We start from the raw sequence: 23,659 nt of genomic DNA on the forward strand, positions 1-23,659 counted from the left end.
CTTGCGTCAAGGAAGTCGCCCGGAGCAGCCGGCTTTATAAAGGGTGCCGTTAGACCGCAATCCTGAGGTTGGCGCCACTGGGTTCGGCTGCGAACTTTGCGGCCTCGTGCTCCAGCAGTGGTGGAGCGAACAGATAGCCCTGAACACTTGTCCCGCCCAATGCTGTGAGAGCCGCGAGCTCTTCTTCCGTCTCGACACCCTCGATCACGCAATCCAACCCCATGTCTGCACTTAGTGCCAGCAGAGATTTCACGATCTTATAGCTGGACGGCCGCAAATGCAGGTCCTTGACGAAGCTGCGATCAATCTTGAACTTTGTCAGCGGCAAGGCGTGAAGGCGCGTGAGGCTTGAGTATCCGGTTCCGAAATCATCAAGCGAGATCCCACATCCCAGTCTTCGAAGGGTCTCGACGGATTGCGTGACCTGTTCAAAATCGTGGGCGAAAGCCGTTTCGGTAATCTCGAGATCAAGGCGCTTGGGATCAAAGCCACTTCTCTGAATGATGCCCACCAGCATTAAGACGCTGTCGTTGGAGTTCAAGTCGTGGGCAGACAGGTTGAACGACAGGCGCAGAGATGGTCCCCACAGCGAGGCCGCGGCCAACGCCTTCCAGAGGAGCGGCTTCGTAAGTGAGCCGACGATTCCCGCTCGTTCTGCTATAGGGATAAAGCAGGCTGGAGAGATTTTACCAAGCTGTGGGCTATCCCAGCGTGCCAGAGCTTCAAAACCTATCGTCTGCGGGCCACGGACATCGATAATCGGTTGGAAGACCACTGACAGCTCGTTTTCGAGATCGGCCTGCTTCAGTGCGCTTTCTATCTTCGCCTCGAAATTGATTTGATATTCATGATCAGAGTCGAACAACACCGCGCCGCCGCGCTGCTTTTTCTTGGCGTGGTATAGCGCATAATCGGCGCGCTCGAAAAGCTGCTCGCAGTTAAGCGCAAGCTCGGGGAACACTGCGATCCCCATTGACGCCGAGATATGCACCGTACCTTCCGGTAAACGGTAGGGCTCCCTCAACTTGGCCGCGATGGCGTTGGCATTTATTACCATCTGTGTATTTTCCGGCGGTAGAGGAGCGATGATCGCGAATTCGTCACCACCTAGTCTGAAAGCCGTGCTGGCCGTCAGCGTGATAGATAGGCGTGCGGCAACCTCTGCCAGGAGACGATCACCAACCGAATGGCCGTAAAGGTCGTTGACGGGCTTGAAACCGTCGAGATCCATGACGCCGAGAGCCAACCGCACTCCGTCAGCTTGCGCCCTCGCCAGTTCGGTTTCCAGTTCTGCAAAAAACGCACGCCGATTGCCAAGTCCGGTCAAGCTATCCAGGTTGGCGAGCCTGAAGTTCTCGCAGCTCAGAGCCTCGCTTTGCTGCTTAGAAACCACCATACTTTCAAAGTTTCGGTAGTTCGTCAGCAGGATGGACATCATGCCGGTGCAAACCAGCAAGACGTTGATCGCAATGGCAACAAATGTTGGCTGTGCCGTCGAGGCGAAGAAAGCGATAAATGCGCCATTGACGATGAGTGTCACGATAAAGGCCGCCGAACGCACATACATCAGGCAGAAGATGCAAGAGATGACGGTAATGGCCATGTAGAAGGCGACATGCGAGCGGGTGTAGGCATCGCCATATGGGATCAGCGCGAAAGACCAGAGTGTGAAAGCCATGGCAATGCCGCCCGCAAGCCGATTGGTGCGCAGGAGTGCAGCATGTGCAAGGTCTGGAGATGGATCTGAATTCCTGGTTCGTAGCCAGAAGATCACTCTTAGCAGGCAGCAGCCCGTAAGCAGCACCGGCACGCCAAGTGTCAACCACGCGGGCGCGATCCGCATGTGCGTCATAGCAAGCGCCCAGGTACTGGAGAGCAGGATGAAATACATCATCGGCATTTGTCGCGTGAAGGCCCGATATTGAGCTTTGAGAAGCTCAGGGTTCTCGTTTTGCACCGACATGAAGTTCCGGATACCGCGCCACGCAATGTGTATATTCATAAGTTCGCCCATCAACTGATGAGCGGCTTCTAACATACGCATCATTACAATCGCGCAAATTAGCACGGTTAATCAAACCTGCAGGACGCTGGTGCCACCTTGCGGGCCCGGGACGGGATCGAGGCCCAGGTGCACGGATCCAATGACCGCAATGGGCCGATACCGGTCATCGCGGGCAACTGCTGCCAAAGACCTCAGCAAACGAGATGCCGGCTAAGCGTTCCGAAAGACGGTCTCCTTGAGATCCGGCAAAAGGTCGGGGATGATTTCGAACCTCCCTGCAATCATTTCAATCACTTGGACAAATTTCATCCCCGCCCCCTCGCCTCGTGCCTACAATCTCCCCGTTCCGTCACGGATACACCGGCAGTCGTGCCGGCGAGGCGGGATCGGCGCTGGTGGTGGAGAGAGGACGTAACTCTCCATCACCGGGGTCCGCGGAAAATGGTCTCCCTCCGGCGACACGGGGGAAGCGGCAAGGTTTTCGGACCGGCCTGCCGCTTCTGATGCCCGAACGGCGCGTCGGATGTGCCTGTGCGGCACACATGGTGGCCTCAAGGATGGTTTCGCCGGGCTTTAAAAGTCCGTCCGTGAAAACGGAAAGCCCGGCGGCGGCAAAGCGAGGTGTTGGCGGTAAGTCGTTCCGTCCGTGTTTCGTGGCGCCAGACGAACATCATCCGGCAAGGCAACGGCAGAGGGATCGGAGTCGTGGATAAAAACTGCCGAACGGGGCGCTGAGAGGTGTCACCTATAAACTAATTTACGAGGCAGCTTTCAGCGCCCCGTCCGACTTCTGGCCAAGGCCAACGATACAAATCTCATGATCACCAAGGGCTTATTCCGTTTTGGAAGGTATGCAGAAAACCAGGCGTCCATCCTGTCCAGATCATACCGATAAGTATGACTTTATTGACGATTGTTCTCGACAGCCGCACCGCCCCCGCGCTATCGAAGGGCGCAATAAATCTCGGGAGGAAATCCGGTATGCCTAAGCCTGTGTCGATCATCCTTGACTGGGGCACGAGTTCGCTGCGTGCAGCACTCGTGTCGGAAACGGGCGAGACGCTCGACACCCAAGACACGACGAGCGGTGGCATCCAGTTTGTCAAGGACGGCGCGTTTGAGGCTGCACTGATGGAAACCGTCGGCAGCTGGTTTGCCTCTCACGGCCCGCTTCCCGTCATCGCATCGGGCATGATCACCAGCCGCAACGGCTGGATCGAAGTTCCTTACGTGGATGCGCCTGCCGGCTTGGCGGAGCTTGCCGCTGGTACGAAGCAACTGACGCTTCAGAACGGCGCAACCGTCACCTTTCTACCTGGCATGCGAGATCCGGCGGCAAAGCCGTTTCCGGACGTCATGCGCGGCGAGGAAACGCAGATCGTCGGTTTCGGTCTGAACAAGGATTGCACCGTTGTCCTGCCCGGCACCCACAGCAAATGGGCACGCGTCGAGGGAGGCCGCATCGCCGGTTTCCAGACCTATGCGACGGGCGAGGTCTTTTCGCTTCTCACCAAACATTCCTTCATCGCCAAGGCGCTGGAACCTGCCCCCGGAGCCGAACCAGTCTGGTCTGCCTTCGATCTCGGCGCAGAGTTTGCAGCAAGTGATGCCCGTGCCGCCGATGCCTTTCTGTCCGCCGTCTTTTCCGCCCGTACTGGCGTACTCGCCGGCGTCCTGAAGGCCGAAGATATCGGCGATTACGTCTCCGGCCTCGTCATCGGTTCCGAATTTCGCCAGGCCCGCGCCGCCGGCTGGCTCATCCCCGGCGAAGCGATCGGCATTGTCGGCAACAATGTGCTGAACAGCCGTTACGGTCGTGTCGCGCCACTCTTTAATCTCACCGTGATCCCAAGCCCGGCGGATGCCGCCAAACGCGGCGTGCAGCTAATCGCCGGCCAATTGCAATTGACGAAATAAGGACGTTTCCCATGAACCTCCACGACGCGCTGAAAGAATGCAACCTGATCGCCATCCTCCGCGGCATCAAGCCGGAAGAGGTCGAGGCGGTGGGCGAAACGCTGATCGAGGCCGGCTGGCGCATTCTCGAAGTGCCTCTCAATTCGCCCGATCCGCTGAAAAGCATCGAAAAGCTGCAGAAGCTTTTCGGTGACAAGGCGCTGATCGGTGCAGGCACCGTGCTGACGCCTGCCCAGGTCGCCGATGTCGCCGCAACCGGCTCCAAGGTCATCATCTCGCCGAACGCCAACCTGTCAGTCATCGAGGCGAGCGTCGCCAAGGGCATGGTCAGCCTGCCCGGTGTCGCCACCCCGACGGAAGCCTTTGCCGCGATCGGCGCAGGCGCCACCGGCGTCAAAGCCTTCCCAGCCGAAGCCATTCCGCCTTATGTCATCAAGGCCTGGAAAGCCGTGCTGCCGAAGGATATTCCGGTCCTCGCCGTCGGCGGCGTGACGCCCGACAACATGAAGGCTTTCGTTGATGCCGGTGCCGCCGGTTTCGGCATCGGCGGTTCGCTCTACAAGCCCGGCGACAGCGCTGAGGCGGTCGGTGCGAAGGCAAAGCAGTTCATCGAGGCCATGCGCGCCATCAGATAGTCGTTTCACCTCTCGCTTCCTTCTAGCTTCCGACGCAATCGACAGATAATTTGACGGCCGATTCGTCGTCCTTGAGAGACGACAGGAAGATTTGAAGGAGCCTGAGCTTGACGGATATGAAAAGCGGCCTGGTCGAACTGAAACCGCAGATCACCGTCATCGGTGTCGGTGGTGGCGGTGGCAACGCCATCAACAACATGATCGAAGAGGAACTCCGCGGTGTGGAGTTCGTCGCGGCAAACACCGATGCACAGGTTCTGGCGACGTCCAAGGCGTCGCGCCGCATCCAGCTCGGCGCCCAGATCACCGAAGGTCTCGGCGCAGGTTCGCTGCCCGATATCGGGCGGGCTGCCGCTGAAGAATCCATCGACGAGATCATGGATCATCTTGCCGGTTCGCATATGTGCTTCGTCACCGCCGGCATGGGCGGCGGCACCGGCACGGGTGCGGCACCTGCGATCGCCCGCGCCGCGCGCGCCGCCGGCATCCTCACCGTCGCTGTCGTCACAAAACCCTTCACCTTCGAAGGCCAGCGGCGCATGAAAACGGCCGAAGCGGGTATCCTGGAACTGCGCGATGCGGCCGATACCGTCATCGTCATTCCGAACCAGAACCTCTTCCGCATCGCCGACGCCAAGACCAGCTTTGCCGACGCCTTCATGATCGCCGACCGTGTGCTTTTTTCCGGTGTCGGCTGCATCACTGACCTGATCGTCAAGGAAGGTCTGATCAACCTCGACTTCGCCGATGTGAAATCGGTCATGCGCGGCATGGGTCGCGCCATGATGGGCACCGGAGAGGCCTCCGGCGACAATCGTGCGCTCGCAGCAGCAGAGTTGGCCATCGCCAATCCGCTTCTCGACGACATCTCGATGCGAGGCGCCAAGGGCGTGCTGATCTCGATTTCCGGCGGTTCGGACATGACCCTTTTCGAAGTCGATGAAGCGGCAAGCCGCATCCGCGACGAGGTAGAAGCCGATGCCGATATCGTCGTCGGCGCGATCTTCGACCGCAACCTCGACGGAAAATTCCGCGTCTCGGTGGTTGCCACCGGTCTCGACGGCGATCGCGGACCGGCTCCGCATCCGGCCGGCTGAAAACATCCTTCGTGACGTCCCCGGACGTCACGCCCGTGCTATTCTCTCGCACCGAGCAGATCCACGCATCTGTTCGGTGTCTTTGTTTTGCGGCTCTCTGCCCGTTAGTTTCAGCTCATCACAAGCGAATATGCAATATTCGCACTTTCTAATTCTTCCTGTGGATGAAGCCCAAGGCCACTTCAACCGAACATGACTGTGAATTACAAAATCTTCATTTGACGCCGCGGCAGCAAATATCCACCGTTTGTTCCAGCCGCCATGATGGCGGTTAGAAGCCTGCACGATGTCATCATGTCATCGTGCAGGCTTCGTCCTCTGACCGCCTTCCAGCGCAGGTCAGATTTCCTTGATCAACTGCTCTGCAATACGAACGCTGAGTGCCGCCCCGGTCAGCGTCGGGTTCATGCAGGATGCGGAAGGCATGACGCTGGTGCCGGCGATGAACATGTTCGGATGGTCATGCGTGCGGCAATCGCGATCGACGACGGAATCGGTCGGGTCGTCGCCCATGCGGGTCGTGCCCATGACGTGCTGGCGGTTCTGCCATTTGACGTCGGTCGACAGAACTTCGGCATCGAGCAGTTCGGCGATCTTGTTTAGATCCTGCAGGCCACGGTCACGGCCAGCATTCCAGTAGTCGGTGACCGAGTAATAGAGGACCGGAACCGGGATGCCGAGCGCATCGAACTTGGTCTTTGACGGCGTGACGCGATTTTCCGCCAGCGGCAGCGGCTCGAAATCGATCGCCCAGTTGAGCGAGCGGGCCGAATATTTGCGGATCTGCTCGTCCAGCTTGGAGCCGAGAATGCCCTTCTTGATGAAACCCTCGGTCATCTGCGCGGTCGGAACGGTATTGCGCACCTTGATCTTGTAGCTCGGATAATCCTTGCGGAATTCGCCGTCACGCTGGTTCAGATAGACCAGAAGCTCGGTCGGACCTTCGCCCGGCCACATGTCTTCCTTGGTCAGCATGTTCATGCTGATACCGGTATGGTCCATGAGGTTACGGCCGACCTGATCGGAGGAGTTGGCGATGCCGTTCGGATATTTCTCCGAAGTCGAGATCAGCAGAAGCTTGGCGCTCTCGATGCCGTAGGCGGCCAGCACGAAATACTTTGCCGTCAGCCGGTGTTCGGAATTGTCAGGCTTCTTGTACCAGATCGCCACGATCTTGCCGTCGTCCCCGGCCTCGATCCTGTAGACCGGCGAATTGTCGAGCAGCTTGGCGCCATGGCGCTCTGCCTCGTCGATATGCATCGAGCCGTCATATTTGGCGCCGATCGGACAGACCGGATTGCAGTTGTTGTTGCCGGCACAGACCGGGCGGTTACCGTAAGGGCGTGAGGCGCGGCCATGCGGTTCGAGCACCGGATTGAAGCCGCCGACCGAAAGCTTTTCCGCCAGCGTGTCGAACATGTAGCTGCTGTTGAGCTGCTTCATCGGGAAGGGCATGGAGCGGGGTGGCATAGGTCCGCCGCCCTGTCCGCTCTCGTCCTGGCCGTCCGTGCCGGTCACGCCGAGTTCCAGTTCGGCCTTGTTGTAATACTGCTCCAGATCGTCATAGCCGATCGGCCAGTCCCGGCCGCGGCCATAAAGCGACTGGAGCTTGAAGTCGTTGGGGATCATCCGCCACAGCGCCGACCCGAAATGCCAGGTCGTGCCACCGACGACGCGCAGATAGGAGGTGTTGTATTTCACCGGCCCTTCATACTGCAGATAGTCGCCATAGGTGGACGGCGCCCAGGGCATGCTCGGGAAGGGCGAGCCTGCGCCCTGCAGCTTGGCATTGGCGAGCGAAAGCTTGACCGGCGCATTGCGGTAGGTCTCGACGATCTCGCGGCGATTGACGCGCGGACCGGCCTCCAGAACGATCACCTTTTTGCCTGCCTTGGCGAGATTGGCGGCAACGATGCCGCCCATGACGCCCGAGCCGATAACGATCAGGTCCGCATCATAGGATGTGTTAGCCATTGTCTTTGTTCCTGTCAGATCTTGCTACCGGGCTTCGGTCCCCAGGCATTGGGGCCGGGACCATAAGACGGGACGGTAAGGAGGCCCTTGGTCGGGCGGTACATCAGCGAATCGGCATAGGTGATCAGCTCAGCATCTTCCGGCTCACCAACAACGCCGAGATACCAGGCGGAAACCACCTTGGTGGCCGTCTTCATAAGCGCCGGATCGGTACCAGTCAGCGCCAGAAAACCATCCATGTTCGGCACGCCGGATTGCTTGATGAGCTGGGAGAGCGCCGTAAGGCTTGCATCCAGGCCGGCATCGCGTTTCTTCAATGCCGCAAGAAAGCGGCCGCCGAGAACCGGATCGAGCGTGTAGCCCGTCAGGAATTCCGACAGCTGGGTAAACGATGCGGCACTGTCGTCAGCGGCAAAAGCCGAGATCGGGCCGGCGAAGCTTGCGGCAACGGCCAGACCACCGAGGGCGGCAGTGCCGCGCAACAGGCTGCGGCGGGAGAGATTGGGGCCGGACATGGCCGGGGAGGAAGGATCAAAAGGCATCAGGATCTCCGGGGGAGCGTTCAATGCGAAAAGGAAAAGCGATGCAGGGCTCAGCCGAGCGCCGGGCGCGAACGACGACGGCGCGACAGTAGCCAGACGATCACGGCAAGCACGATGACGGCAGCGACGATCGCAGCGGGAGCCGCAAGCGGCGCGAGCTTGACGATCAAAGGCTTCTCGCCGCCATCGCGGATGCGTGCCACATCGGCAGGCGCCACCTTGACGGACGGATTGCCGTAGTTTTCCAGCACATAATTGCTGACATCGGCGATGTCCTTGTCGGACAGGCGATCCGTATAGGACGCATCGGCACCGAAGGCCGGCATGAAGGCGACATGATCGCCAACCTTGCGATGCAGGCCATAAAGGATGGTCGAGACGAGGTTGTCGGGACGGTCCTCGCCGGTCGCGGTGTTGTTAAACAGCGATGGATAATGATCGTTGCCCTGCCCTTCCACCTGATGGCAGGCGGCACAGCTGCCGCTGAAGATGTGGTAGCCGTTTTCTTCCGGCGACTGGCCGGGAAGGCCGCGCAGCAAAGCTTCAACCTCGACCGAAGCTTTGCCGAAATCGGCACGCGAGGTCGTCTCAGCCGATCCGATCGCCGGCACGTCCTTGAGATAGGTGACGATCGCCTTGAGGTCGTCGTCGGAGAGATGCTGCAGGCTGTTTTCGACGGCTTCCGCCATCGGGCCGGCGGCCTGCGCCTTGCCGGGGACATTGCCGGTCTTGAAATACTGGATCAGCTGATCGTCGGACCAGCCGCCGATGCCGGCAACCTTGTCGGAGGTGATGTTCGGCGCATACCAGGAACCGACCGAACCGCCGGCAAGCGCCTGGCTCGCGTCTTCGGCCATGAAGGCGTTACGCGGCGTGTGACAGGTGGCGCAATGTTCCAGCGCATCGGCGAGATAAGCACCGCGGTTCCATTCGGCGGACTTGGCCGGGTTCGGCTGGAAGCGGGTCTTGTCGAGGAAGAGCAGGTTCCAGACCGCCATCGAGGTGCGGATCGAGAAGGGGAAAGGCAGCTCGGTCTTTTGCGGCTTGTGGTCGTCCGGCTTCACCTCGTGCATGAAATAGGCATAGAGCGCCTTCATGTCGTCATCGGTGATCTTGGCATAGGCCGTGTACGGCATTGCGGGATAAAGATGGCTGCCATCCTTGGCGACCCCTTCACGCACGGCGCGCGAAAAATCCTCTTCGCTGTAAGTGCCGATACCATCTTCCTTCGACGGCGTGATGTTGGTCGAGAAGATTTTGCCGAGCGGCGTGTCGATGGCGTAGCCGCCGGCGAAGGGCGTACCGCCATGCGGCGCGGTGTGACAGGCGGCACAGTCGGCGGCCGTCGCGAGATAACGACCGCGCGCCACGAGATCGGAAGTCTCATCTGCGAAGCTCGCGCCGGCCGTTGCGACCAGCGCGGAAAGACAGAGAATTGCGGGGCGGAGCGATGCGGAAATCGGCGCAAACAAAGTGCCGCCGAAAGACGTACCGGGCGAGACAGGAGGCTTAGGCATATATCCCCGTGCTTTCATCAAGCATGAACAATCAATATCGGTTCCAGACGTGCCTCCCACACGCAGGGCCGATCTTCATCGCCGCAAACCGGGGTGGCACATCGGGAGAATGCCACTCGTATTGAAGCAATTCTTGAACAAAAAAGCTTGATTAACGGGTTCAGGATTAAACCTGAGGCGTGTCGATGTGTCGCGGCGCGACTTGATTTGTGTCATAGCGCCGCAAAAGATAGCTTGTGTAGTCGGTTTGTCGTACAAACAGCCTTCACCAATTGTGAAAGCTTGTAGCCATGAAATTCGACCTCACAGATCTCAGGATTTTTTTGTCTGCCGTCGAGGGCGGAAGCCTGACTGCGGCAGCTTTGCAGAACAACATCGTGGTGGCGGCGGTCAGCGCGCGGTTGCGCAAAATGGAGGATTCATTCGGGCTTCCTCTCGTCGAACGGACCGGGCGCGGTATCAGGCCGACGCTTGCAGGCGACATACTGGTCGGCCATGCGCGCAAGGTGCTTGATGATACGCGAAAGCTGGAGATCGAACTCGATGCCTTTTCGGAAGGCCGCGGCGGGACGATCCGCCTGCTATCGAACACCAACATGCTTTCCGAGCACATGCCGAAGTTGCTCGGATCATTCCTGCGGCAGAACCCGGATATATTTGTCACCGTCACCGACAAGCCGAGCATGGAAGTGGTCAACCTGCTGAGAAACGGCGAGGCGGATATCGGCATTGTCGCATCTTCGGCGGACATGACCGGTCTCGAGCGCTGGCGCTTCGTGCCGGACAGGCTGGTGCTGATCGTCCCGGGCGACTGGGCTCTGGAAGGGCCGGTTGCCTATGCGCGAATTCTGGATCATCCGCTGATCGCGCTGAACACGACGGTCGCCCTGTCGCAATTCCTGCGGCGGCTAGCCACCGAGCTTGGCAGACGAGCGAATATCCGCATCCGGGTCGAAAACTTCGAGTCGCTTTGCCGAATTGTAGAATGTGGCGCGGGCCTTGGAATCGTACCGGAAAGTGCTGCCCGGCGGTATGGCCGTGACATGGGTTTTCGGACGCTTGAGATTGCCGACGGCTGGGCGGAACGCGAACTCTATGTCTGTGTGAGAAATCAGCAGCAGCTTCCCCTCTACGCGCAGAAACTGCTGCTGCATTTTCAGACCTATGCCGAGGAAGCGAAAAACGCGGCTTTTCTCGAGGCCGCAATCGTTAAAATTTGAAACATTGTCGCAGATTTGATCATCGTCAGTTTCGGTCAAAATCCGGAATGACAGTAGTTCATTTCGATGCAAGAAACCCAATTAGGGAATAGGGAGGGTATTTCTTACGGCGAAAGTTTAATTCATGGATGTTTCAGAGTTTCACGATCATTCGCAATTATATCGCGAAATAGAAATCCCGTTCGATTTTGCGGAGATCTTCTTCTCCAGAACGGACACGCGTGGGAAGATCCAGTCCGGCAACGAGGTGTTCCAGCGCATAAGCGGCTATTCCTGGAGCGAGCTTGCGGGGAAGCCCCATAACATCATTCGCCATGAAGGCGTGCCGCGTGCCGTATTCTGGTTGCTGTGGGATCGTCTGAAACAAGGTCTCCAAACCGGCGCCTATGTAAAGAACAAGAGCAAGGACGGCCGGTTCTACTGGGTTTATGCCATCATAACCCCATGCGAAGGCGGTTATCTTTCCGTTCGCATCAAGCCGAGCAGCCCCATCTTCGGTATCGTTCAGGCGGAATATGCTGCCCTTGCCCGGATGGAGATAGAGGAAAAGCTGTCACCGGCGGAAAGTGCGGCGCGACTGATGACGCGCCTTTCGGCTCTCGGTTTCGAAACCTACGATGCCTTCATGGCAACAAGCCTTTCTGCCGAATTCTCGCTGCGCGACGTGAACCTGCAGAAACAGTCGCGGCAGACACTTGCGCTTTATGGACGACTGATGCCCTCTGCCGCGCGGCTGCTGACCGCGGCCCAGCAGATCTCTGAAGGGTATCTCACCTACCGCTTCGTGCCGCTCAACCTGCTGGTTCATGCAGGCCAGATCGGTGAAGCGGGTGCGGCGATTGCAACCATCTCGACGAATTACAACACGCTGTCGGAGGAAATAGAGCGAGGGCTGGACGGCTTTCTGCAAGCCGCCCGAACCGTGTCACACACAATTAGTGTCGGGGCTTTTCTGCTTGCCACATCCTATGTGCAGCGGGAGATCGCCTGCAGTTTCAGAGATGAAGTCCCCATCGAGGGGGTAGACCATGCGACCGAGAAGAATTTTCTCGACCAGCAGCAGTCGACCTATCAGGCCGAAGCATTAAAGAGCCTGACCGGCATCGAGGACGAGTTGAAGATTTTCTTCCAGATGGTTTCCGAGATGAAGCGGCTGGCCTCCGGCCTCGCGGCAATCCGCATCATGGGCAAGGTGGAATCGGGGCGGCTGAGCGTCGCCGTCGTGAACGATCTGATCATGGATCTGGAAGCGTTTCAGGATATCGTTCAGCGCGGCCTTGCCGACATATTGCAGGCCAATGACGCGCTAAGAATGGATACGTCGCGCCTGCTGGAGGCCTATGCCGCCGAAGACGCCTGAAGTAGCCGTCGATTATCAACGCGCGCCGCTCAGCGCGCCGCTCCTTCGACCGGCAGACAGACGGTGGCGACAAGACCGGAACCTGCCCTCCTGTTTTCAAGCGTGATCGTGCCGCCATGCGCATCGAGGATTTGCCTGACGATGGCAAGGCCGAGGCCAGTGCCGCCATGGCTCCGGTTTCGCGACGGTTCAGCGCGGAAAAAGGGTTCGAAGACGAAGGGCATATCCTTCTCCTCGATCCCCGGCCCGTCATCCTCGACGATCAGGCAGGCCATGCCATCACATCTTTCGGTTCTTATCCAGGCATGCGTGCCGTAGCGCAAAGCGTTGGACAGAAGATTGTCGATCACCCTTCGCAGCGCCTTTCGCGGCAGCCGGACATTGAGGGGATCAGCAGACAGGGCCAGGTGAACGGCATCTCCGGCGGGAGCGACTTCCATGGCCGAGGTGCCGACCGCTGCATTCAGTTCCACCGTCTCCTTCTCGGATCCGGCAGAGCTTTCACTGGCGAACAGAAGCACGTCGTTCAGCAACTGCTCCATCGTCTCGACATCATGAATGGCCTTTTCTCGATGGGTGCCTGCCGGCATCATCTCCAGCCGCAGGCGGAAACGCGTCAGATAGGTCTTGAGGTCATGCGAGATCGCCCCGAGAAACAGGGTGCGGTTGTTGACGAGGCCAAGGATGCGCCCCTGCATGGCATTAATCGCCCGGATCAGGGTTCTAAGCTCCCTTGCCCCTCTCTCCTTCACCTGAACCGGCTCGATGCGGTTTCCGAGTTCATCGACGGTTCGTGCCAACCGCGCGAGCGGCCGCGTTTCGCGCGCCACAGCAAGGACGGCGATGATCGCGACGACAATGCCGAAGAAACCGGCGAGAAAACCGACCGGCAAGTTCCAGACCCGCAATGTCGTCTCGTCGGAAACCGAGAACCGAGCGATCTCTCCGGATTTGAGCCCGACGACGAATGTCATCAGCGATGAATTGCGCCGGTGCTCGCCGGATCGGACCGCGCCCACCCGGACGACCCGCCCGGGCTCGAGATCATCGATCATCTTTCGGGTAAGCACGCCCATGCGTCCCAGGCTGAAGTCATCCTCGAAGCCTTCGGGCATGGCGGAAATCACCGAGACCTGGAACCCGGAGACGCTCGACACAGCAAGCACATCCTCACGGTTACGGATCTCGGTTTCATCCAGCAGTCGAACGACGGCGACAATGCGCTTTGCGATGGCGAAAGGCGGCGGTGGAGATCGCTCGCCATGCAGATAGGAGATCACCACGAACAACTGGCTGACGAACAGCGCAGCTGTGACGATAAGCGCAATACGGGCGACAATGCCGATCTTTCTCAACAACATTCAGCCGTCCGTCACAGTCGGGTTGAACAGATAACCGACATTGCGCACGGTGGTGATGACCCGGACATCCGGGGGCAAGCAGGCGGCGAGCTTGGTTCGAAGGCGCGAGATCGTTACGTCGATCGTCCGATCATAGGTCTCGGCGGACGATCCGCGGGTAAAATCGAGCAACTGGTCGCGGGAGAGAACTCGCTTCGGCCGTTCGAGGAAACAGGCGAGAAGATCGAATTCTGTGGTGGTGAGAGGCACGCTCGCACCGTCTTCAGTCATGATGCTGCGTGCCTGCGGATCGACGACGAGACCGGCGAAGCGCTTGACTGAATTGCCCGGATCCGACGCAATCCCCTTCGCGGTCGTGCGGCGCATCACGGCCCGCATGCGGGCGAGCAGTTCTCGCGGATTGAAGGGTTTGCCGAGATAATCATCGGCGCCGAATTCCAGCCCGACGATGCGATCGATCTCGGCGGTCTTGGCGGTCAGCATGATGATCGGCACCTGAGACCGCGCGCGGATGCGCTGACAGAACGACAGGCCGTCTTCGCGCGGCATCATCAGGTCAAGAATGATCAGATCCGGCCAGCGGCGCTCGACCAGCCGGTCGGCCGATGGCGGGCTGTCGGCCGTCTGCACCAGATAGCCCTCGCCGGTCAAAAACTCATCGAGCAGGTCGCGAATTTCCGGGTCGTCCTCGACAACCAGAATTTTCAACTGTTCATCCATTTTACGCTGCTCCATCACCCGACCGGGCCTATTCAGCCAAGTATGAGCCTATCAGACAGGACTGCGATTTCGAGACGATTTCGGATTTGTTGCAATTTGTTGCAGCGCCGCTCGGACGCAGGCTCGATCCGCATGCGCCCTGCAAACTTCTGTAGCAAAGCTGAAACAGGGCTTCAAAACCGGCGCGGGACAATGGCGGCCTCTTCAGCAGCCCTCCCCTCAATACAAGGAGCCGACCTTTCCATGTCTGCAATCTACCTCTCACACGACATCCGGGCGGCAGAAGCCCTCCAATCGATGCCCGCGATGCGCAAAGCCGCGTCACTTGCGATACTGGCGCTGCTAGTGCTTTTCTCCTGCGGAGGCCTCAACAAGGCCTCCGCCGCGATCAACGGCGTGGCGGTGACCAGCGTCAACCTGCGCGCCGGGCCAAGCACGCGCTATCCGGTGGTGATGGTCATGCCGCAGAGTGCCTCGCTTGCAGTCTATGGCTGCACCGGAGACCGGTCGTGGTGCGATGTCAGCGGGTCGGGCGCCCGAGGCTGGGTGGCGGCAAGCTATATCCAGGTCCTTTATAATGGCCGCCCGACGGTGCTGACCGCATCGATCGCGCCGGTCGTCGGCATCGCCACGGTCGCCTTCAGCGTCGCCTATTGGGACGCGCATTATCATTCGCAGCCCTGGTACGGGCATTGGGATCGCTATTACATCGGCGGCGGATCGCGTTCGGTCGTTGCCGGTTGCGGAGATCACGGATGCGGCGCTGCCACCGTGACGCGTGGTCCCTATGGTGGTGCGAGGGCCGCAGCCGGTGGCTGCCATGATGGAAATTGCGGCGGGGCTGCCGTGACCAGAGGCCCGAATGGCGGCGGGCGGGCGGCTGTCGGCGGCTGCGGTCCGGAAAAATGCGGCGGCGTATCGGTTACGCGCGGGCCGCTCGGCAATACGCGAATTCGTCACGGCTCGATCGACCGGCCGTAACGCGATAGAGCGGCTCCGCCTTTCCGTGATAGGCGAAACCGCTCTATCGACTTTTTTTCTGAACGCAATTCCGGACGCAAAACCGGTTCCCACTTTTGCTGGAATTGCTCATAGCCCGGCTGCCGAAAACCAGCCGGGCTATGTGATCTTCTTATCCGTGCGCGAGATCGAAGACGTGGTGATGGATATGTCCGTCGAACATTTCCAGCAGGCCCTTGGTCATCTCGCGGCTCTCGTAGCGAACCGCAGAATCCAGCGCGGCGGCAAGCGCCTCGCGGCTGTCATAGGCGGTCCAGAGCACCATCGGAAAGGGCGGAGCGCCCTCGTCCCGTTCGACGGCGTACAGGACTTTGACCTCGCGGATGCCGGGAAAAGCCAACCACATCGGCATCAGCTTTTCCGCGACATAGGCCTTGAAGGCGCCTTCCTTGCCGGCATGGATCGAGCCTTCGAAAAATGCCTGACGGATGATCATCGCTGGCGATCCTCAGTTGACGGTGGTCGGCGGCTTTTCGCCGGCGAAGTAGGCAGCAAGGTTTTTCAGGACCATTTCGCCCATGCCCATGCGGGTTTCATGCGTCGCGCTGCCGACATGCGGCAGAAGCACGGTGTTCGGCGCGGTGAAGAATTCCTCGCGGATATTCGGCTCGTTGACGAAAACATCGAGGCCGGCACCGGCGATCTTGCCGGAGGTCAGGGCCGCAAGCAGCGCGTCTTCATCGACCACCGTGCCACGGGCGATATTGATGAGATAACCGTTCGGACCAAGTGCTTCGAGCATCTCGGCATTGACGATATTGAAGGTCTCGGCATTGGCGGAGATGACGACGCAGAGAACGTCGCTGTCGCTCGCGAGATCGAGCGGCGTGGCGCAGGCTTTCCAGCTCGTGTCCTTGACCGGCGAGCGGTTCCAGTAGCGAACGTCCATGCCGAAGGCTTCCGCCTTGCGGCCGACGGCCTTGCCGATCTGGCCGAGGCCGAGAATGCCGAGCTTCTTGCCCTTGGGGCTGGTGGCGAGCGGGAAACCGCCCTTCTTCCAGTTGCCGCTGCGGACATAGGCATCACCGGCAACGACCTGGCGGAGAGTAGCGAGGATAAGGGCGATGCCGACATCGGCGACATCATCGGTCAGCACGCCGAGCGTGGTCGCGACATCGATATTGCGCTCGCGAGCGAATTTCAGGTCGATCTTATCAGTGCCGACGCCGTTGACGGCGACAACGCCGAGGTTCGGCAGCTTTTCGATCCACTCCTTGGAAATGCCGCCGCCGCCGCCGGTTGCAGCCGCACGGATGCGCGGCAGCGCTTCCTCGATCGACTGTTTCTGGCTTGGGTCATAGGCGCGATGCACGGTGTAGAGCGCATCGAGCTGTTCCTCGATCGGCTTCATCATCTGTTCGAGAAGCAGGAGGTCCGGTTTCATCTGCAGTATCCTTATCGATTTTGGATCAGGCGATCTGGCCGAGGAAGTTCTTCAGACGCTCGTTCTTCGGGTTTTCGAAGAATGTATCCGGCGGCCCCATTTCCAGAATTTCACCGCGATCCATGAAGATCACCCGGTCGGCCACCTGACGCGCGAATCCCATCTCGTGCGTTACGCAAAGCATGGTCATGCCTTCCTTGGCAAGGTCGATCATCGTATCGAGCACTTCCTTGACCATTTCCGGGTCGAGCGCGGAGGTCGGCTCGTCGAACAGCATGATCTTCGGGTTCATGCAGAGCGCGCGGGCAATCGCCACACGCTGCTGCTGGCCACCGGAAAGTTGCGCCGGGTATTTTTCAGCCTGTTCGGGAATGCGGACACGCTCAAGGAACCGACGCGCCGTCTTCTCGGCTTCGGCCTTGGAAATGCCGCGTACCTTCATCGGCGCGAGCGTGCAGTTTTCGAGCACGGTCATATGCGGAAAGAGGTTGAAGCTCTGGAAAACCATGCCGGTTTCCTGGCGGACCAGATCGACATTCTTGCCGCCGGCGGTCAGGTCGTGACCATCAACGACAATGCGGCCCTGCTGGATGATTTCCAGCTGGTTGATGCAGCGGATCAGCGTCGACTTGCCCGAGCCGGACGGCCCGCAGATGACGATGCGCTCACCGCGATTGACCTCGAGGTTGATGTCCTTGAGGGCGTGGTAGGCGCCATACCACTTGTTGACGCCTTCCATATGCACGGCCAGATCGGAAGTCCCGCGCACGGCCGCCGCTGTTGCGTTCGCTTTTGCCTCGGTCATGCGAGGAACTCCTTCAGTCTTAAATTACTTCTTGGCGACGAAATCCGGCAGCGGCGAACCGAGCCACTTTTCGTGGATCTTGTTCAACTCGCCATCCGCCTTGGCCTTTTCGACGAAAGCGTTGACAGCGGTCAACAATTCAGCCGAACCCTTGCGAACGGCGATACCCTGAACCTGCTGGCTGAGCTGCAGTTTCTGGTCGAAACGGCCCGGAGCTGCCTGCTCGATCTGGGTGGCGACGACGTTGGAAACGCCGATCAGTTCGACCTGACCGGACAGCAGTGCCTGAACGGCGCTGGCATCGTCATCGAAACGCTGGATCTTGGCGTCCTTCGGAGCGACCTTGGTGACGGCCGTATCCTGCGTGGATGCACGGGCGACGCCGATCGTCTTGCCCGACAGGTCTTCCGGCTTGGAAACCTTGGTGTCGGAAGCGCCGAAGACGCCGATCGAGATGCCGGCATAGGGCTGCGAGAAGTCTACATTCTTGGCGCGTTCTTCGGTGATGCCGAGCGAGGCGACGAGCAGGTCTACCTGGTTGCTCTGCAGGTAGGGAATGCGGTTCGGGCCGGTGACCGGAACGATCTGGACCTTGACGCCCCATTCCTTGCCGAGCAGCTTGGCAACGTCGGCGTCATAACCGTCCGGCTCGTTCGACGTGTTCATGATGCCGAATGGCGGAAAGTCGACCATCATGCCGATCTTGACCGTGCCGGCCGACTTGATGGTTTCGACCGTCTGTGCCGATGCGAACGAAGCGGTTGCCCCTATGACCAGTGCGGCGCCGATGCCGGCCATTGCCATGCGTCTCGAAATGCTCATGTTCCTACCCTTTCTTGTCCACCGGCATCCTCCCGCCGGCTAAGGACCGGTCAACGCGTTGTCGACCGGGAAAACTTCACTTCCATGCGACGTGCGAGCAGCGACAGCGGCCAGCACAGGATGAAATAGACTGCAGCCACGGTGCCGAACACCATGAACGGGCTGAATGTCGCATTGTTGATGATCTGGCCCTGACGCGTGAGCTCGGTGAAACCGATGATCGCGGCAAGCGAGGTGCCCTTTATCAGCTGCACCAGAAAACCGACCGTCGGGGCAATCGCGATCCGGCTTGCCTGCGGCAGGATGATGTAGCGCATGCGGTTGACATAGCGCAGGCCAAGGGCGGTTGCCGCTTCACGCTGGCCGGGCGGGATCGCCTCGATGCAGCCGCGCCAGATTTCCCCCAGAAACGCGCTGGCATGCAGGGTCAGCGCGACGGCCGCCGCGATCCACGGATTGATGGCAAAGCCCATAATGTTCATGCCGAAGAACACCAGGAAGAGCTGCATCAAGAGCGGCGTGCCCTGGAAGACGCGGATGAAACCGGTGGCAAGCAGCCGCGGCCATTTCGCATCGGAGACGCGGGCAAGCGCGATCAGCAGACCACCGACACCACCGCCGGCAAAGGCGATTGCGGAAAGCGCAATCGTCCACTGCGCTGCCATGACGATGATCCAGAACTCGTTGATGCCAAAAGGTCTGATAAGCATGATCCGGCCCTCCTCAGCGGCTCAACGGATATCTGAAGGCGGCCTTTTCAATCATCGAGAAGACCGCGGAAAACCCGATCGACATGATGAGATACATGGCCGTGATGATGATATAGACCTCGAAGCTGGCGAAGGTCGCCGACTGCAGGTCATTGCCGGCAGCAGCCAGATCATCGGCGGAGATCGCGGAGACCACGCTGGAGGTCAGCATCAGATAGATGAATTGGCTGGTCAGCGCCGGGTAAACCGTCCGGAGCGCCGGCTTCATGATGATGTAGCGAAAGATCTGCAGCTTGGAGAGGCCGAGCGCGGTACCTGCCTCGACCTGGCCCTTCTGGATCGACTCGATGCCGGCGCGGATGATTTCCGTGCCGTAGGCGCCGAAATTCACCACCAGCGCGACGAGTGCCGCACTGTTGGGCGACAACCGGATGCCGAGCGACGGCAGGCCGAAGAAGATGAAGAAGATCTGCACCAGGAAGGGCGTGTTGCGGATGATCTCGATATAGGCATCGATGACCCAGCGCAGCGGCGCAACCCGCGACGTCTTGCCGGCGGCACAGAGGATCGACAGGATCAGGCCGATCACCATCGCCGCGCAGGACAGCTGCACCGTTACCCAGGCGCCGAGCAGGAGCTTGTCAAAACCCGCCAATACGGGCTCGAAATTGAAAGTGTACAAGGGCTCCTCCGCGCTCGTATGCCGCACCTCCATGCGACGATTTAGATCGATCTAAATCAGTTGTCCGACAGCGTCAACCCGATTCTTGCTGTCTTCCCAAGCTGCTTCCACGCCAAATGGCGCTTGATTGGCGAATATGCAGTTGCGGTGCCTTCACGAGTTTGCGAGGCGCCAGATCCGGCTGGGCCAATCGATCCAGAAGCAGCTTTGCAGCTCCTTCCCCGATCGCTTCGGGAAAGGTTGCAACGGATGTCAGGCGCGGGCGCATTGCCTCGGCATCCGCGACATCGTCAAAACCCACCAGCGAGAAATCGCGACCAATGCTGATGCCGAGATCGTAGAGCCCGGCAGAGAGGCCGAGAGCGACGACATCGTTAAAGCAGACGACTGCGCTCGATCGACGCGAACCTTCGGTAAACAATCCGGCGGCCTCCGCGATTGCGGCAATCTGGTGCGGCACGCGGATGACATTTTCGGGGTCGAGCCCACGCGCCTGCATTGCGTCACGAAAGCCGTCGACCCGCTCCTGGTAGGCCGAATGAACCGGACCATGCAGGGCGAAAGCGATATCCCGATGCCCGAGTTCCGCCAGATGATCCACCGCCTGGCGCATGCCAAAAGCATAATCGACACCGGCATAATCGCAATCGTCGGTAACGCGGCGCAGGACCTGGACGAGTGGCAGGTCCCATTCGACCATCTTCTCGACCAGCGACATCTCCGTTTCAGCGGCCGGGCAGAGAATGATGCCATCAACGCCGTGTTCGCGCATGCGCGTCAGCAATGTTTCCTGACGGGCGACGAGGTCTCCGCTATTGACCAGGATCACCACCATGCCGGCCGCATCGATGACCCGATCGATGCCGGCGAGCAATTCGGTAAAGAACGGATTGACGAGGTTTGGAATGACGACGCCGATCGTCAGGCTGCGATCGGCCCTGAGCCTTGCCGCGCCCATATTGTAGACATAACCGAGCTCCTGCATCACCGCCTCGACCTTGGCGCGGGTCTCGGTACTGACCAGCGGGCTCTTGCGGATGACGAGCGACGCTGTTGCGCGCGAGACGCTGGCATGACGGGCAACATCCAGCAGCGTGACGCGATTTTTCTTTCGGCCTTCGGATAACATGGCTGTGCATCGTCCTCCCGAGCCGAAGCAGTATTGCGCCTATAGATTGATCGCTATCAATCCTCGGTCAATCCTTCGGCGAGCACGAAAATCGATTACCCTCAGTTTCCGACAGTGTATCCTATCGCTCCAGAGCGACCGTCTTGATGACCGCAAAGATGGATTTGTCGACGGCAAGCTGCAGCCGCTCCACCGAGAGCTTGGTGATGCGGGCAAGCACGATATCGTCACCTGAGCGGATATGGATACGCGCCATTCCCTCGCCATCCGGCTCGATCGAATACACATGTCCTTCGATGATATTGAGCGCGCTCAGGCCTTCCGGGCGGATCGTCGCGACCATCACATCCCGTTCGGGAATATGAATGCGCACGTTCTGGCCGGCGACAAGCCTTGCGGTCGGCACAGTCATGCTGGCCGCCGAAAGATTGACCGTTGAAAGGCCGTGCGCGGTATCCACCATCTGAACTGTGCCGGACAGTACCGCACCGGCTTCCCGTCGGTCGGTGGATGGCAGTGAGAGAATTTCGGATGGTGTACCGGTTGCTTCGACCCGGCCATCCTTCATCATCACCACCTTGTCGGCGAGCTGCGCCACCTCGGCAACCGAATGACTGACATAGACGATCGGCGTTGCCGTCTCGTCGCGCAATCGCTGCAGATAGGGGAGGATTTCGGCCTTGCGGGCTTCGTCGAGTGCTGCGAGCGGTTCGTCCATCAACAGGAGGCGCGGCGCTGACAGCAGGGCACGGCCGATCGCCACGCGCTGCTTTTCGCCACCGGACAGGCCACCGGGCCGCCGCTCCAGCAGCGCATCGATGCCAAGCATGTCGATGATCCGGTCGAACTCGGCCGATTGTGCATTCTTTGGCGCGAACCAGCGGCCATAGGTGAGGTTCTGGCGGACCGAGAGATGCGGGAAAAGCCGGCCTTCCTGAAAGACATAGCCGAAACGCCGCTTGTGCTTGGGCACGAAAATGCGTTTTTCCGTATCGACCAGCACTTCGCCATCGATCACCAGCCGACCATGGTCGGGTTTCGAAAGACCCGCGATGATCCGGACCATCGACGTCTTGCCGGACCCCGAGCGGCCGAACAGCGCGGTGACCCCGCCTTCGGATGAAAAGCCGGCGTCGAGCGAGAAGGCGCCAAGCTTTTGTCTTGCTTCGACGAGAAGGGTCATTGCGGGCTCACCCTCTTTCCAACGACATGAGCAAGCAGTTCCGACGCGAGCAATGCGGCAAAGGAAATGACGATCGCGACGATGGTGAGGCGCATGGCGCCGAGATCGCCGCCCGGCACCTGAGTGAAGGTGTAGATGGCCGCAGACAGCGTCTGCGTTTCGCCCGGAATGTTGGAGACGAAGGTGATCGTCGCACCGAACTCGCCCATCGCCTTTGCAAATGCGAGGATCATGCCGGCGATGATGCCGGGCAGGATCAGCGGCAGCGTGACGGTGAGAAACACCCAGGCAGGGCTTGCGCCGAGCGTTCCGGCGGCCTCCTCCAGCTTGTGATCGACGCTCTCGATCGACAGGCGGATGGAGCGCACCATAAGCGGAAACCCCATAACGCCGCAGGCAAGCGCAGCCCCCGTCCAGCGGAAGGAAAGAACGATGCCGAGATATTCGTTGAGGAAAGAGCCGATGACGCCGCGGCGGCCGAAAAGCACGAGCAGCATGAAACCGGTAACGACAGGCGGCAGGATCAGCGGCAGATGGACGATGCCGTTGAGGATCGACTTGCCCCAGAATTTTCCCCGCGCCAGGAGATAGGCGGTAACGATGCCGAAGGGCAGGCTGACGATCATGGCAATGCCGGAGACCCAGAGGCTGAGCCTGATCGCCACCCATTCCTCATCGCTCAATACCAGCCAGTCCAACGATCCACTCCGCATGAAAACGGCCTCCGCTGAAGCGGAAGCCGCCATTTCCTGTTGTTCAAGACGTTACTTCAGAACCGTAAAACCTTCCTTCTCGAAGAAGGGAGCGGCCTTGGCGGACTTCAGATAGTCGAGATAGGCGCTAGCATCCGGCGCCTTGGATTCGGACAGGATAGCGATCGGGTAGATGATCGGAGCATGGCTTTCTTCCGGGAAGGTGCCGACGACGGCAACACCCGGATCGGCGGCGGCGTCGGTTGCGTAGACGATGCCGTAAGGCGCTTCACCGCGGGAGACGAGTGCAAGTGCGGCACGCACGCTTTCGGCACCGGCAACGCTCTTTTCAACGGATGCCCAGGTGCCGAGCTTTTGGAGTGCCGCCTTGCCGTATTTGCCGGCCGGAACGCTGTCAGGAGCGCCCATGGCGAGCTTGCCGCCGTTGAGCAGAGCTGCAAGGTCAAAACCCTGTTTGATATCCACAGGCTTTGCATTTTCCTTCAGAGCGACCAGCACGATGCGGTTGCCCAGCCAGTTGGACTTCGTGTCTTCCTTCACCAGCTTCTTGTCGGAGACATATTTCATCCAGTCGAGGTCGGCCGAGATGAAGATGTCTGCCGGCGCACCACTTTCGATCTGTTTTGCAAGCGCCGAACTTGCCGCATAGGAGGCAGTCACTTCCTTAGCGGTTTCAGCGCTCCAGGCCTTGTTGGCTGCGTCGAGCGCGTTTTTCATGCTGGCGGCGGCAAATACGGTGACTTTTTCCTGCGCGGAGGCAGGCGTCATGGCCGATGCCATGACGGTGAAGGTCATTGCGGCCGCAACTACGGCTTTATTGATCCAGCGACGGTCAACGATTTTCATTGTCAGGCTCCCTCAAT

22 protein-coding genes are annotated in these 23,659 nt (G+C 59.7%); 6 read left to right on the forward strand and 16 right to left on the reverse strand.

The window, feature by feature from the left end:
- Positions 1-49 precede the first annotated feature (49 nt).
- Positions 50-2,002, reverse strand: a complete 1,953-nt coding sequence (locus GGE33_RS18045) for a putative bifunctional diguanylate cyclase/phosphodiesterase (protein ID WP_183826761.1) — start codon at positions 2,000-2,002, stop codon at positions 50-52.
- Positions 2,003-2,986: 984 nt separating this feature from the next.
- On the opposite strand from GGE33_RS18045, the gene GGE33_RS18050 reads away from it, so the two are divergent.
- From GGE33_RS18050 to ftsZ, 3 genes are all read left to right on the forward strand, one after another.
- Entirely contained in the window at positions 2,987-3,922 is a 936-nt protein-coding gene (locus GGE33_RS18050) for a 2-dehydro-3-deoxygalactonokinase (RefSeq protein ID WP_183826120.1), read from the forward strand.
- 11 nt (positions 3,923-3,933) lie between these two features.
- Positions 3,934-4,557 carry a 2-dehydro-3-deoxy-6-phosphogalactonate aldolase gene (locus GGE33_RS18055; RefSeq protein WP_183826123.1) on the forward strand — a complete coding sequence of 208 codons (624 nt, stop codon included), beginning with the start codon at positions 3,934-3,936 and terminating at the stop codon, positions 4,555-4,557.
- A 116-nt stretch (positions 4,558-4,673) separates the two neighbouring features.
- Positions 4,674-5,654, forward strand: coding sequence for a cell division protein FtsZ (ftsZ, locus tag GGE33_RS18060; RefSeq protein WP_373289484.1), 981 nt, complete (start codon positions 4,674-4,676; stop codon positions 5,652-5,654).
- Positions 5,655-5,993: 339 nt separating this feature from the next.
- On the opposite strand, the gene GGE33_RS18065 is transcribed toward ftsZ, so the two are convergent.
- From GGE33_RS18065 to GGE33_RS18075, 3 genes are read right to left on the reverse strand one after another with little or no spacing between them, the layout of a single operon-like run.
- Positions 5,994-7,628 carry a GMC family oxidoreductase gene (locus tag GGE33_RS18065; RefSeq protein ID WP_183826126.1) on the reverse strand — a complete coding sequence of 545 codons (1,635 nt, stop codon included), beginning with the start codon at positions 7,626-7,628 and terminating at the stop codon, positions 5,994-5,996.
- Between the two features lie 14 nt (positions 7,629-7,642).
- Positions 7,643-8,170: a sugar dehydrogenase complex small subunit gene (locus tag GGE33_RS18070; protein ID WP_183685680.1), complete on the reverse strand. Its 528-nt coding sequence runs from the start codon at positions 8,168-8,170 to the stop codon at positions 7,643-7,645.
- Between the two features lie 50 nt (positions 8,171-8,220).
- Positions 8,221-9,687, reverse strand: a complete 1,467-nt coding sequence (locus GGE33_RS18075; protein ID WP_183826129.1) for a c-type cytochrome — start codon at positions 9,685-9,687, stop codon at positions 8,221-8,223.
- Positions 9,688-9,977: 290 nt separating this feature from the next.
- Between GGE33_RS18075 and GGE33_RS18080 the strand changes: the two genes are divergently transcribed.
- Entirely contained in the window at positions 9,978-10,907 is a 930-nt protein-coding gene (locus tag GGE33_RS18080) for a LysR family transcriptional regulator (RefSeq protein WP_183826132.1), read from the forward strand.
- A 124-nt stretch (positions 10,908-11,031) separates the two neighbouring features.
- Positions 11,032-12,267 carry a PAS domain S-box protein gene (locus GGE33_RS18085; protein ID WP_183826135.1) on the forward strand — a complete coding sequence of 412 codons (1,236 nt, stop codon included), beginning with the start codon at positions 11,032-11,034 and terminating at the stop codon, positions 12,265-12,267.
- A 29-nt stretch (positions 12,268-12,296) separates the two neighbouring features.
- Here GGE33_RS18085 and GGE33_RS18090 read toward each other — a convergent pair whose 3' ends face one another.
- Positions 12,297-13,628: an ATP-binding protein gene (locus GGE33_RS18090; RefSeq protein WP_183826138.1), complete on the reverse strand. Its 1,332-nt coding sequence runs from the start codon at positions 13,626-13,628 to the stop codon at positions 12,297-12,299.
- Positions 13,629-14,348: a response regulator gene (locus GGE33_RS18095; RefSeq protein ID WP_183685673.1), complete on the reverse strand. Its 720-nt coding sequence runs from the start codon at positions 14,346-14,348 to the stop codon at positions 13,629-13,631.
- Positions 14,349-14,591: 243 nt separating this feature from the next.
- On the opposite strand from GGE33_RS18095, the gene GGE33_RS18100 reads away from it, so the two are divergent.
- The gene (locus GGE33_RS18100; protein ID WP_183826141.1) at positions 14,592-15,329 is read left to right on the forward strand and encodes an SH3 domain-containing protein; all 738 of its coding nucleotides are present in this window, start codon (positions 14,592-14,594) and stop codon (positions 15,327-15,329) included.
- Positions 15,330-15,480: 151 nt separating this feature from the next.
- Here the strand turns inward: GGE33_RS18100 and GGE33_RS18105 are convergent, their stop codons facing one another.
- The 10 genes from GGE33_RS18105 to modA all read right to left on the reverse strand — a co-directional run bounded on the left by GGE33_RS18105 (position 15,481) and on the right by modA (position 23,642).
- The gene (locus tag GGE33_RS18105; protein WP_148147041.1) at positions 15,481-15,804 is read right to left on the reverse strand and encodes an EthD domain-containing protein; all 324 of its coding nucleotides are present in this window, start codon (positions 15,802-15,804) and stop codon (positions 15,481-15,483) included.
- A gap of 12 nt (positions 15,805-15,816) precedes the next feature.
- Positions 15,817-16,752 carry a 2-hydroxyacid dehydrogenase gene (locus GGE33_RS18110; protein ID WP_148147040.1) on the reverse strand — a complete coding sequence of 312 codons (936 nt, stop codon included), beginning with the start codon at positions 16,750-16,752 and terminating at the stop codon, positions 15,817-15,819.
- A gap of 25 nt (positions 16,753-16,777) precedes the next feature.
- On the reverse strand, positions 16,778-17,557 hold the full coding sequence (locus tag GGE33_RS18115) for an amino acid ABC transporter ATP-binding protein (RefSeq protein WP_183685668.1): 780 nt from the start codon (positions 17,555-17,557) through the stop codon (positions 16,778-16,780).
- A 24-nt stretch (positions 17,558-17,581) separates the two neighbouring features.
- Positions 17,582-18,379 (reverse strand): transporter substrate-binding domain-containing protein, encoded by a 798-nt coding sequence (locus GGE33_RS18120; protein WP_148147038.1) that lies wholly within the window; start codon positions 18,377-18,379, stop codon positions 17,582-17,584.
- A gap of 50 nt (positions 18,380-18,429) precedes the next feature.
- Positions 18,430-19,089, reverse strand: coding sequence for an amino acid ABC transporter permease (locus GGE33_RS18125; protein WP_183826144.1), 660 nt, complete (start codon positions 19,087-19,089; stop codon positions 18,430-18,432).
- Positions 19,090-19,102: 13 nt separating this feature from the next.
- A complete protein-coding gene (locus tag GGE33_RS18130) occupies positions 19,103-19,771 on the reverse strand; it encodes an amino acid ABC transporter permease (RefSeq protein WP_183826147.1) in 669 nt (222 codons plus the stop codon).
- Positions 19,772-19,844: 73 nt separating this feature from the next.
- A complete protein-coding gene (locus GGE33_RS18135; protein ID WP_183826151.1) occupies positions 19,845-20,900 on the reverse strand; it encodes a LacI family DNA-binding transcriptional regulator in 1,056 nt (351 codons plus the stop codon).
- A gap of 121 nt (positions 20,901-21,021) precedes the next feature.
- Positions 21,022-22,083, reverse strand: coding sequence for a molybdenum ABC transporter ATP-binding protein (modC, locus tag GGE33_RS18140; protein WP_183826155.1), 1,062 nt, complete (start codon positions 22,081-22,083; stop codon positions 21,022-21,024).
- Complete coding sequence (gene modB / locus GGE33_RS18145; protein WP_183826158.1) at positions 22,080-22,796, reverse strand: molybdate ABC transporter permease subunit; 717 nt, start codon at positions 22,794-22,796, stop codon at positions 22,080-22,082. Before modB ends, modC begins: the two co-directional genes overlap by 4 nt.
- A gap of 51 nt (positions 22,797-22,847) precedes the next feature.
- Positions 22,848-23,642 (reverse strand): molybdate ABC transporter substrate-binding protein, encoded by a 795-nt coding sequence (gene modA, locus GGE33_RS18150; protein ID WP_183826161.1) that lies wholly within the window; start codon positions 23,640-23,642, stop codon positions 22,848-22,850.
- Positions 23,643-23,659 lie beyond the last annotated feature (17 nt).

Origin of the sequence: Aliirhizobium cellulosilyticum (genome assembly GCF_014198105.1) — a bacterium.
In the GTDB taxonomy this organism is placed as follows: domain Bacteria; phylum Pseudomonadota; class Alphaproteobacteria; order Rhizobiales; family Rhizobiaceae; genus Neorhizobium; species Neorhizobium cellulosilyticum.

What these genes read in the sequence shown, in the direction of transcription:
- GGE33_RS18045 (WP_183826761.1), bottom strand. Translation starts at nt 2,002, where the DNA reads ATGAATATACACATTGCGTGGCGCGGTATCCGGAACTTCATGTCGGTG.
- GGE33_RS18050 (WP_183826120.1), top strand. Translation starts at nt 2,987, where the DNA reads ATGCCTAAGCCTGTGTCGATCATCCTTGACTGGGGCACGAGTTCGCTG.
- GGE33_RS18055 (WP_183826123.1), top strand. Translation starts at nt 3,934, where the DNA reads ATGAACCTCCACGACGCGCTGAAAGAATGCAACCTGATCGCCATCCTC.
- ftsZ (WP_373289484.1), top strand. Translation starts at nt 4,674, where the DNA reads ATGAAAAGCGGCCTGGTCGAACTGAAACCGCAGATCACCGTCATCGGT.
- GGE33_RS18065 (WP_183826126.1), bottom strand. Translation starts at nt 7,628, where the DNA reads ATGGCTAACACATCCTATGATGCGGACCTGATCGTTATCGGCTCGGGC.
- GGE33_RS18070 (WP_183685680.1), bottom strand. Translation starts at nt 8,170, where the DNA reads ATGCCTTTTGATCCTTCCTCCCCGGCCATGTCCGGCCCCAATCTCTCC.
- GGE33_RS18075 (WP_183826129.1), bottom strand. Translation starts at nt 9,687, where the DNA reads ATGCCTAAGCCTCCTGTCTCGCCCGGTACGTCTTTCGGCGGCACTTTG.
- GGE33_RS18080 (WP_183826132.1), top strand. Translation starts at nt 9,978, where the DNA reads ATGAAATTCGACCTCACAGATCTCAGGATTTTTTTGTCTGCCGTCGAG.
- GGE33_RS18085 (WP_183826135.1), top strand. Translation starts at nt 11,032, where the DNA reads ATGGATGTTTCAGAGTTTCACGATCATTCGCAATTATATCGCGAAATA.
- GGE33_RS18090 (WP_183826138.1), bottom strand. Translation starts at nt 13,628, where the DNA reads ATGTTGTTGAGAAAGATCGGCATTGTCGCCCGTATTGCGCTTATCGTC.
- GGE33_RS18095 (WP_183685673.1), bottom strand. Translation starts at nt 14,348, where the DNA reads ATGGATGAACAGTTGAAAATTCTGGTTGTCGAGGACGACCCGGAAATT.
- GGE33_RS18100 (WP_183826141.1), top strand. Translation starts at nt 14,592, where the DNA reads ATGTCTGCAATCTACCTCTCACACGACATCCGGGCGGCAGAAGCCCTC.
- GGE33_RS18105 (WP_148147041.1), bottom strand. Translation starts at nt 15,804, where the DNA reads ATGATCATCCGTCAGGCATTTTTCGAAGGCTCGATCCATGCCGGCAAG.
- GGE33_RS18110 (WP_148147040.1), bottom strand. Translation starts at nt 16,752, where the DNA reads ATGAAACCGGACCTCCTGCTTCTCGAACAGATGATGAAGCCGATCGAG.
- GGE33_RS18115 (WP_183685668.1), bottom strand. Translation starts at nt 17,557, where the DNA reads ATGACCGAGGCAAAAGCGAACGCAACAGCGGCGGCCGTGCGCGGGACT.
- GGE33_RS18120 (WP_148147038.1), bottom strand. Translation starts at nt 18,379, where the DNA reads ATGAGCATTTCGAGACGCATGGCAATGGCCGGCATCGGCGCCGCACTG.
- GGE33_RS18125 (WP_183826144.1), bottom strand. Translation starts at nt 19,089, where the DNA reads ATGCTTATCAGACCTTTTGGCATCAACGAGTTCTGGATCATCGTCATG.
- GGE33_RS18135 (WP_183826151.1), bottom strand. Translation starts at nt 20,900, where the DNA reads ATGTTATCCGAAGGCCGAAAGAAAAATCGCGTCACGCTGCTGGATGTT.
- modC (WP_183826155.1), bottom strand. Translation starts at nt 22,083, where the DNA reads ATGACCCTTCTCGTCGAAGCAAGACAAAAGCTTGGCGCCTTCTCGCTC.
- modB (WP_183826158.1), bottom strand. Translation starts at nt 22,796, where the DNA reads ATGCGGAGTGGATCGTTGGACTGGCTGGTATTGAGCGATGAGGAATGG.
- modA (WP_183826161.1), bottom strand. Translation starts at nt 23,642, where the DNA reads ATGAAAATCGTTGACCGTCGCTGGATCAATAAAGCCGTAGTTGCGGCC.